The sequence below is a fragment of the Mesorhizobium sp. P3_A2 genome, assembly GCF_056403115.1.
On the sequence record NZ_JBFUGC010000049.1, the window covers coordinates 1 to 1,119 of the forward strand.

Annotated in this window: 1 protein-coding gene; it reads right to left on the reverse strand. The window is 65.7% G+C overall.

Going from position 1 to position 1,119, the window contains the following annotated elements; translation table 11 throughout:
* Positions 1–27 precede the first annotated feature (27 nt).
* On the reverse strand, positions 28–1,071 hold the full coding sequence (locus tag AC1DXM_RS31935; RefSeq protein WP_477239541.1) for a zinc-dependent alcohol dehydrogenase family protein: 1,044 nt from the start codon (positions 1,069–1,071) through the stop codon (positions 28–30).
* Positions 1,072–1,119: the final 48 nt, after the last annotated feature.

A 1,119-nucleotide genomic window follows, 5' to 3' on the forward strand; every position in this document is an offset into this window, starting at 1 on the left:
CCGCCAGGCTCGGGGGCTTGAGGGCGGCTACTGGAACTTGGTCACCACGCCGATGCCGATGCCTTCGAAGCCGCCCATGGCCATCAGGGCGGCCGGAGCCTCTTCGAGGCTGAGCCTCTTGCTGACCAGAAGTTCGGGCTTCAGCTTGCCGCTGCCAATCATCGCCATAATCGCCGGATAGCGGTAGGCCTGCATGCCCAGGCTGCCGAGGATTTCGAGCTCGAAGGCGATCACCTGATCCATCGGCACCTGCGCCCTGGCATGCTCGCCCAGCATCAGCCCGACCTGCACGTGGCGGCCGCGCCGGCGTAGATTGGCGATCGAGTTGAACGAGGTCGTCGAGTGGCCGAGCGCATCCATCGACATATGCGCTCCGCCCTTGGTGATCTCCCGGACCGCCTCGACCACATCGGGTGTCGTCGAGGCGTTGATCGTCGCCACCGCGCCGATCTTCTTGGCAAACTCCAGCTTTTCATCCGTCAGGTCGATGGCAATGACATTGGCGCCCATGGCGCTGGCGATCATGATCGCCGACAGGCCGACGCCGCCACAGCCATGCACCGCCACCCATTCGCCGGGCCTCACCCGGCCCTGGTCGACGATGGCGCGAAACGAGGTGATGAAGCGGCAGCCGAGGCTGGCTGCGGTGGCAAACTCCATCTCCTCGGGCAGGCGCACAAGATTGGTGTCGGCATGCTCGATGGCAACATATTCAGCGTACGAGCCCCAGGCACTGAAGCCTGGCGTCTTCGGGTGTTCGCARATCTGGTGATGGCCCGACGTGCATTCGAAGCAGCGCCCGCAACCGACGGCGAACGGCACGGTGACGCGCTCGCCGGCCTTCCACCGTGTGACCTGGTTGCCGGCGGCGACGACGATGCCGGCCAGCTCATGGCCCGGCACATGCGGCAGCGTGATGCCCTCATCATGGCCCATCCAGCCATGCCAGTCGCTGCGGCAAAGGCCCGTCGCCTCGACCTTGATGACGACACCTTCGGGCGTCGGCTTCGGATCGGCGACGGTCTGGATCGTCGGCGCCTGGCCGAACTGTTCGAAGACGACAGCTTTCATATCAAGGTCCTTCTGGGGCTTTCCGGGGGGCGCGGGGCGGGCAGGGGC